Source organism: Methylobacterium sp., assembly GCF_019750675.1.
Lineage (GTDB): Bacteria > Pseudomonadota > Alphaproteobacteria > Rhizobiales > Beijerinckiaceae > Methylobacterium.
In genome coordinates this window covers 1-8,154 of the sequence record NZ_JAIEOF010000269.1, presented here as the reverse complement: position 1 = coordinate 8,154, position 8,154 = coordinate 1, and the positions used below count along the sequence as shown (strand labels likewise).

At 69.6% G+C, this 8,154-nt stretch carries 8 protein-coding genes; 4 read left to right on the top strand and 4 right to left on the bottom strand.

What is annotated here, in order from left to right; genetic code table 11:
- The first annotated feature begins 286 nt into the window (after positions 1–286).
- A complete protein-coding gene (locus K2X24_RS13970; protein ID WP_292498992.1) occupies positions 287–622 on the top strand; it encodes a hypothetical protein in 336 nt (111 codons plus the stop codon).
- A 27-nt stretch (positions 623–649) separates the two neighbouring features.
- On the opposite strand, the gene K2X24_RS13965 is transcribed toward K2X24_RS13970, so the two are convergent.
- The 4 genes from K2X24_RS13965 to dctP form a co-directional block, all read right to left on the bottom strand.
- On the bottom strand, positions 650–1,627 hold the full coding sequence (locus tag K2X24_RS13965) for a dienelactone hydrolase family protein (protein ID WP_292498991.1): 978 nt from the start codon (positions 1,625–1,627) through the stop codon (positions 650–652).
- 104 nt (positions 1,628–1,731) lie between these two features.
- Positions 1,732–3,084, bottom strand: coding sequence for a TRAP transporter large permease (locus K2X24_RS13960; protein WP_292498990.1), 1,353 nt, complete (start codon positions 3,082–3,084; stop codon positions 1,732–1,734).
- The gene (locus tag K2X24_RS13955; protein ID WP_292498989.1) at positions 3,081–3,812 is read right to left on the bottom strand and encodes a TRAP transporter small permease; all 732 of its coding nucleotides are present in this window, start codon (positions 3,810–3,812) and stop codon (positions 3,081–3,083) included. Before K2X24_RS13955 ends, K2X24_RS13960 begins: the two co-directional genes overlap by 4 nt.
- A complete protein-coding gene (gene dctP, locus K2X24_RS13950) occupies positions 3,809–4,828 on the bottom strand; it encodes a TRAP transporter substrate-binding protein DctP (protein WP_292498988.1) in 1,020 nt (339 codons plus the stop codon). The genes K2X24_RS13955 and dctP overlap by 4 nt, the downstream gene beginning before the upstream one ends.
- 180 nt (positions 4,829–5,008) lie before the next feature.
- Here dctP and K2X24_RS13945 point away from each other — a divergent pair, with 180 nt between their 5' ends.
- The 3 genes from K2X24_RS13945 (at position 5,009) to K2X24_RS13935 (ending at position 8,039) form a co-directional block, all read left to right on the top strand.
- On the top strand, positions 5,009–5,665 hold the full coding sequence (locus K2X24_RS13945) for a GntR family transcriptional regulator (protein ID WP_292498987.1): 657 nt from the start codon (positions 5,009–5,011) through the stop codon (positions 5,663–5,665).
- A 145-nt stretch (positions 5,666–5,810) separates the two neighbouring features.
- On the top strand, positions 5,811–7,487 hold the full coding sequence (locus tag K2X24_RS13940) for a methyl-accepting chemotaxis protein (protein ID WP_292498986.1): 1,677 nt from the start codon (positions 5,811–5,813) through the stop codon (positions 7,485–7,487).
- 114 nt (positions 7,488–7,601) lie between these two features.
- The gene (locus K2X24_RS13935; RefSeq protein ID WP_292498985.1) at positions 7,602–8,039 is read left to right on the top strand and encodes a nuclear transport factor 2 family protein; all 438 of its coding nucleotides are present in this window, start codon (positions 7,602–7,604) and stop codon (positions 8,037–8,039) included.
- The last annotated feature ends 115 nt before the right edge of the window (positions 8,040–8,154 follow it).

Genomic DNA, 8,154 nt, shown 5'->3' with positions numbered 1-8,154 from the left:
GGCCTCCTGTGACGCGCATGCCCCTCGGGCCGCCATCGGCGGGATCTGCCCCGCCGTCGACCCGGTCCGGATGCACGCTAAGGCCGCACCGCCTCGCGCGCGGGGGCGGGCAGGCCCGCGAAGGTCACGGCGGCGGAAAGTGTCGGGATGCGGGTCGAGCCATGGCGATCTCTCGGCCATCCAGGCGGACGAGCCGCTGCGTCAGGATGTATCCCGATCCCGGCTTCAGAGTCCCGCGCCGGTCGGTTACCACCGGCGCATCGGACAAAGCATGGCAGGAGGCCCGATGACGTCGCTGATGTTCTTGGTCCGTGGCCCGGACGGCGCGGTTTCGCATCGGATGGAGGCCACGAAGACCGGACGCGGCCTCCGCTTCACCTGCACCTGTGCGGAAGGCGTGGACGGCGTGCATTGCGAGCACCGGATCGCCCTGCTCCTCGGCGACGCCTCGCACCTGGTGGAGGTCGACCGGGGGGCCGTCGCGGCCCTGGCGGCGCTGACCAAGGGCGCGCCGATCCTGCACGCGGTCCAGCGCCTCGCCCAGGCGGAGGCGGCCGTGGCGGAGGCGCAGCACGATCTGGACCGCGCCCGGCAGGTCCTGGCGACCATCCTGGCGGGCTGAGGCCCCGCCCGCGCGAACGCCCCCGGTTCAGCGCCCGAAGGCGTTGCCGAGATTGGTCAGGGTCGCGGCGAGCGCGGCGTCGCGCAGGGCGGCGTCCGAGCCGACATGCGGCCCGGCCTCCACGCAGGCATCCGTGTAGGCGAAGGGCTTGCCCGTGCGGGTGTTGGCGATCACGCCCTCGGCCTCCTCGCGCAGCGCGCAGCCGCGCACGGTCTGCGCGCCGGCCGCGACCGTAGGGGTGGTCGGCCCGATCGGGTTGTCGAAGACGTGCTGCCCGGTGGGGTAGATCGTCATCGCCACGTCGCGCCCCGCCGCGTTCAGGCGCTCCACGTAGCCGGTGCAGAAGGCGGCCGGGTTGTAGTCGTCGGCGCCCCCGGCAAGGATACGGATCGGGCGCGCGGCGACCTCGGTGTCGCCGAGAAACGCGATGGAGCAGTCGGGATAGACCGGCAGGTAGGCCGCCGGGCGGATGCCCGACCGGTTCCAGGCGGCATCGAAGCGGGTGAGGCTCGAATACAGGGCGGCCTGCCCGCCCCGCGAGAAGCCCATGATCGCCACCCGCTCGGGATCGACGCGGGGGTGCCTGGCCAGGATCTCGAGGCCCCGGTAGATGTCGAGGATCAGGTTGGTACGCCCGACCAGGGCCTGATTGGTGTTGACCGAGGTGAGCCCCCGGCCGCTGAAGGCGTCGATGGCGAAGGTGGAATAGCCCTTCGCCCCCAGCATCCGCTGCCAGTACTCGATGTTCCCGCCGATGCCGCCGGAGCCGTGCACCAGGATCACGGTGGGCAGGCGCTCGGTGCCAGCCCGGGCGATCCGCAGGGTACCCGCGAGGGTGACGGGCTTGGCGCCCTCGCTCCGGCCGGTGAGGAACTGTGCGTCGGAGAGGGTCAGGCTCTCGAAGGGCCGGATCTCGACGCGGGGGGCGTAATCCGCGCCGGGATCGGCCTGGGCCGGACCCATGAGGCAGGCGAGCGCGATCAGCCCGGACCGTAGGTGTCTCATGGTCGGCACATCTTTCGCGGGTGGGGCGCGCCTGTCGAAGGTCGGGAGAGACGTCCGGAGTCCCGGCCCCCGCGCGGATGCGGCGGCCGGGACCTTCGGCGCGCTCAGCGCGTGGTCGGCAGGAGCCAGTTCGGCAGCCACATGGCGATGCCGGGCACGAGGCAGAGGATCAGGATCGCCACCGCCATCAGGATCACGAAGGGCAGCGTGCCCCAGATGATGTCCTTCAGGGGGATGTCGGGGGCGATGTTCTTGATGACGAAGATGTTGAGGCCCACCGGCGGGTGGATCAGGCCCATCTCCATGGTGATGGTCATCACCACGCCGAACCAGACGAGGTCGAACCCGGCGGCCTTGAGGGGCGGCAGGATGATCGGCGCCGTCATCAGGATGATCGAGACCGGCGGCAGGAAGAAGCCGAGCAGGATCACGAGGCCGAGGATCGTCACCAGCAGAACCCAGGGCGAGAGCTGCATCGCCACGATCGCGGCCGCCGCCGATTGCGAGATGTGCAGGTAGCTCATCACGTAGGCGTAGAGGAGCGACATGCCGATGATGAGCATCAGCATGGTCGATTCCCGCAGGGTCGCGGTGAGGATCGGGCTGACGTCCTTCGGACGCCAGACGCCGTAGATCACCGCGATCAGGCCCAGTGCCAGGAGGCCGCCGAGGCCCGCCGTCTCGGACGGGGTGGCGTAGCCGCCGTAGAGCGCCACCATCACGCCGGTGAGCAGGATCACGAAGGGCAGTACGCGGGGCAGCGTCGAGAAACGCTGGCGCATGCTGTAGGTGTCCTCCGCCAGGATGGCGGATTGCGTGCCGTTGCGCTCGTAAGCCGCCTTCGCGGCGGCGTATTCGGCGCGGAAGCGGTAGACCGACCAGGTTGCGAACAGAGCGACCAGCAGCAGGCCCGGGCCGATGCCGGCGAGGAACAGGCGCCCGAGGGACTGCTCGGCCGCCACCGCGTAGAGGATCATGGTGATCGAAGGCGGCAGCAGGATGCCCAGCGTGCCGCCCGCCGCGATGATGCCGGCGGCGAAACCCGGCGAGTAGCCGCGCTTGCGCATCTCCGGGATGCCGGCCGAACCGATGGCCGAGCAGGTGGCGGGCGAGGACCCAGCCATGGCGGCGAAGAGCGCGCAGGCGAAGACGTTGGCGATGCCGAGGCCCCCGGGGATGCGGTGCATCCAGGCATGCATGGCCGAGTAGAGGTCCTGGCCGGCCTTGGACCGCCCGATCGCCGCGCCCTTCAGGATGAAGAGCGGGATCGACAGCAGGGTGATCGAGGCCATCTCCTCGTAGACGTTCTGCGCCACCGTATCGAGGGAGGCGCCCGGCATGAAGAAGTACATGAAGGCGAGCGCCACGAAGCCCAGCGCGAAGGCGATGGGGATGCCCGCCAGCATCGCGCTCAGGGTCGCGCCGGCATAGAGGAAGCCGATGGCCGCGACGCTCATGGATGCCTCCCGGTGTTCTTCGTGTTTGACATGACGTTGGCCGAGGACGTGTTTGCCAAGGGATCGCCGAGGGGTCGGGTGCCCTCCGGCGTCAGGTCGGGTCGGCCATGCATGTCCTTGTTGACGTCGGCACCGACACCGATCTTCGGGGCGGCCCAGCCGGCCTTCTCGGCGCCGTAGAGGATCTCCTCGGCGATCTGCAGGATGAACTGGACGCCGAGCAGCGTCATGCCGCCCGCCATGAGGATGTAGGGGATCCAGAGGGGCGGCCCCCAGCTCGACTGGGAGACCTGCCCGTCGACCCAGGCCTCATGGAGCAGGGTCCAGCTCTTCCAGGCGAAGAAGGCCACGAACACGAAGCTGATGATGTCCGCCATCAGCAGGCGGGCGCGGTTGACCCGCGGCGACAGCAGGCCGGTGAGCGCCTCGATCGCCACGTGGCCGCGCTTGGACTGCACGGCGGCGGCCGAGAAGAAGGTGGCGCCGACGATGAGGAACACCGCCATCTCGTCCTGCCAGTCGGTGGGCTCGTGCAGGACGTAGCGGATGACGACGCTGTAGCTGAGAACGAGGCAGGCGCACACCAGGGCGATGCCGCCCAGCAGCATGATGACGTGGTTGACGCGCTTCAGGGCGCGGTCGACGGTGCCGAGGAGCCCCGGAACCCGGGGCTCTGCCTTGGTGTGCGTCTCGGCGGCGGCCGAAGCCGCGTCGAAGGCGTGGCTCACGACACCTGCTCCGCCAGCTTGAGGAGCTCGGCGCAGCCGGCCGACTTGCCGGCGAAGTCCTTCCAGGCCGTGTCCTTGGCGATGTCGCGCCACTGGCCGAGGGTCTTCTCGTCGAGGTTCTGCACCTTGGCGCCGGCCTTGGCGAAGATATCCTCGACCTTGGTGTCGTCCGCCTTGGCGCCGGCCTGCCCGAACGGCTCGAGCTCGGCGCCGATGGCCATGATGAGATCCTGCTGGTCCTTGGGCAGGCGATCGAAGGCGAGCTTCGACATCATGATGGGCTCCAGCATGAACCAGTAGGAGCGCTCGCGGCCCGAGGTCAGGGCCTTGCCGAGCTCCTCCAGACGGAACGAGATCAGGCTGGTGGACGAGGTGATGACCGCGTCGCAGGCGCCCGTCTGCATGGCGGCGTAGGATTCGCTGGAGGGGATCGACAGAGTGGCCGCACCCGCCTGCTTCATCATCAGGTCCATCTCGCGCGACCCGCCCCGGACCTTGAGGCCCTTGGCGTCGGCCGGCGCGTACAGGGGGCGCTCGCGGCTGGCGACGCCGCCCGCCTGCCAGACCCAGGAGACGAGGACGATGCCCTTCGATTCGAGGATCTCGGTGAGCTTGCGGCCGACGGGCGCCTTCTTCCAGGCGATGGCCTGCTCGTAGGAGCTGACCAGGGCCGGCATCAGGCCGATGTTCAGCTCCGGCACCTCGCCGCCGGCATAGGGCGAGGGATAGAGCGAGAGGTCGAGGGCACCCTTGCGCATCGCGGCGAACTGGGCGTTCGTCTTCATCAGCGACGAGCCGGGATAGACCTGCACCTCGAGGGCGCCCTTCGAGCGCTCGGCCAGCGCCATCGCGAACTTGCGACACATCCGATCGCGAAAGTCGCCCTCCTCGAGGGTTCCACCGGGGAACTGGTGCGAGAGCTTCAGGGTGGTGGCCGCCCGGGCACGTGAGCCGAGGGACAGGATGGCGGGGGCGGCGAGGCCGCCGGCGACGAGGGCACGGCGTGTCAGCATCATGGCGCGTCTCTCCCTGGGCCGTGGCTCGGCCGCTCCGTTTTGCGGCGCAGCATTTATATTGCACTGCGCTTTCGTTATACATGAAACGACGCCTTGTATATTTTGTCAACGCGGTTGAATAATGAATGCCGTCGGATTTTCGCGAATCGGCGGGATTGGACCGAGCCGGGATTCCAGCGCATGACTCAGTCGCGCCGCCTCAGGCAGACCATCGAGACCGAAATCGTAGACGGGCGCCTCGCCCTCGGCGCGCGCCTCGACGAGACCGAACTCGCCGAGCGTTTCGGGGTCTCGCGCACGCCCATCCGCGAGGCCCTGCTGCAGTTGGCGATGACCGGCCTCGTCGAGATGAAGCCCCGGCGGGGCGCCATCGTCAGCGCGCCCGATCCGCAGCACCTGATCGCGATGTTCGAGACGATGGCGGAGATCGAGGCGTCGTGCGGGCGCCTGGCGACGCGCCGCCTCGTGCCGGACGACGAGGCGGCCCTGAAGGCGGCGCTCTCCGCCTGCGCGACCTCGGCCGCGGCCGGCGATCCCGAGACGTATTACGCCGAGAACTACATCTTCCACACGGTGGTCTACCGGGCCTGCCGGAACGGCTTCCTGGAGGAGCAGGCGCGCCAGCTGCATCGCCGGCTCGCGCCCTTCCGACGCCTTCAGCTCCGCGCCCGCAACCGCCTCGGCCAGTCGCTGGTCGAGCACGAGGCCATCGTCGCCGCCATCGTGTCGGGCGACGAGGCGGGCGCCTCCGACCTGCTGCGCGCCCACGTCATCGTCCAGGGCGACCGCTTCTCCGATCTCGTGGCGGGCCTGCGTTCGATCAACGCCGCCGCCTGACGGTCGGCGGGATCGTCCGACCGCACCAAGAGAAGATGATGCGCCCTAACCCAGGGTTGTCTTTATGGATCGTGTAAGTCAATCTTAAAAGGCGCGGCATTATTCGGGAGGCCCACGTTCTCGTCTCGCGGTCACCGGCCTTCCCATGCGTTTCTCCCTCAAGTCGACACTGATCGGCCTCTTTGGACTGCTGGCGGTCATCACCGCGGGACAGGGCCTGCTCTCCTTGTCGAAGATGGATACCATCGGCGACCGCATGACGGTCCTGTCCGACAACGCACTCCCCTCCGTCGATGCCGCGCACGCGATGAACGCCCTGGTGATGCGGATCCGCCTCTGGCAGTTCCGCTACGTCGTCGCCGACAGCGCTGAGGAGCGAGCCAACAGCGTCGCCCAGGCCGCGACGCTGGCAAAGGACCTCGAGGGCCGGCGCCTCGCCTACAAGGCCCTGGTGAGCTCGCCCGAGGAAGGCGCCCTCCACGACGAGGCGTCCGCCAAGCTCGCCCTGATGGGCCAGGACTGGAACCGGCTCCAGGCCATCGATCCGGCCCGGCGCGACGAGGTCCTGGCCCTATTCCGGGGACCGATGAACGCCAACTACCTCGCCACCAGCGGCACCATGCGCAAGCTCGTGACCCTCAACGGCGAGGCCGGCGAGGCCGCCAAGGCGGCGGCGCGCGACGCGCACGCGAGCGCCGTGCGTACGACCCAGATCATGCTCGGGCTCTCGGTGCTGATGGCGCTGGCCGCCATGGCCTATACGATCCGAGGCATCACCCGGCCCCTGAGCGCGATGACGGCCGCCATGCGGCGCGTGGCGGACGGGGATGCAGAGGCCGAGATCCCGAGCGTCGGGCGCCAGGACGAGATCGGCGCCATGGCCGACACCCTCGACACCTTCCGCGCCAACCTCCTGCGCAGCCGCGCCCTGGAGGAGGAGACCCGCCTCGCCCGCGCCGGCGCCGAGGCACAGCGCGAGGCCGCCATGCGGGCGATGGCCGACGGCTTCGAGGGCGCCGTCGGCGGCATCCTCGGCCGGGTCACGGCGGCCTCGGCCCAGCTGCGCGTTACCGCGCAGAGCATGGCCGGCACCGCCTCCGAGACCGCGAGCCAATCCAGCACCGTCGCGGCGGCGGCGGATCAGGCCGCGGCCAATGTCGGCATGGTGGCGGCGGCGGCCGAGGAACTCGGCGCCTCGGTCCAGGAGATCGGGCGCCAGGTCGACGGCTCGACCCAGCTCGCCCAGCGCGCGGTGGACGAGGCGGCGCGTACCGCCACGCAGGTGCAGGAACTGAGTGCGGCCGCCGCGCGCATCGGCGACGTCGTGGCGATGATCGCGAGCATCGCGGGTCAGACCAACCTGCTGGCGCTGAACGCCACCATCGAGGCCGCCCGCGCCGGGGAGGCCGGACGGGGCTTCGCGGTGGTGGCGGCCGAGGTCAAGGAACTCGCCAACCAGACGGCCCGGGCCACCGAGGAGATCAGCGCTCAGATCGGCCGCATCCAGGGCTCGACGGGTCAGGCCGTCACCGCGATCGAGAGCATCAGCGGCCGAATCCGCGAGATCAGCGCTGTGGCGACCTCGATCGCGGCCGCCGTCGAGGAGCAGGGCGCCGCCACCCAGGAGATCGTGCGCAACGTCAGCGAGGCGGCCACCGGCACCGGCGAGGTCACGGCCAACATCGCGGGTGTGGCCGGAGCGGCCGAGGCGACGGGGGCCGCCGCCTCCCAGGTCCTGTCGTCGGCCTCCGAGCTTTCGGCGGAATCCGAGCACCTTTCGCGGGAAATGGCGCGCTTCCTCGGCACCGTCCGGGCCGCCTGACCAGACGTCAAGAAGAAACCACAGGCTTCTACAAACCGTCTTTACTTCCCAAAATTTGCATTGCCAAATAACCCTTGCGTGGCACGTCGATCTGACCTCGCAAGGGAGGCATTCATGCTGACGAAGGGTAATTTCTTCGGTGCGGCCCTGGCCGCGTGTCTCGTCCTGCCCGTGGCGGCACATGCCGACACCGCCGCCATGGACGGCCAGAAGGCCGCCGAAACCTGGGACAAGACGTACAACAGCGGCGACATGGACACCCTGATCACGCTCTACGCCCCGGACGCGCAGGTGATCCCGAAGGGGGCGGCGATCTCGGGGCCGGCCGCGATCAAGACGTTCTTCTCCGGGCTCAAGGCGAAGGGCTTCGACGACCACCGGATCACCGTCCAGTCCACCCGGGAGAAGGGCGATGTTCGCGTCCTGGCCGGGCGATGGGAGATGAACGGCCCCGGTGACGGCGGAGCCCGGAAGAAATTCGAGGGTAACTGGATCAACGTGATGGAGCGCGGCCCCGAGGGCTGGCGCACCGTCCTGCACACCTGGAACTAGGGGGGCGCCCTCCCCGGTCCGACCCGGCGGGGAGGGACGCTCCGGCTCAGGCCGCCGGAACCGCCTCGCGGTCGGAGGTCCCGAAATTCTCGGCGATCACGGGCGTGCGCGCGCG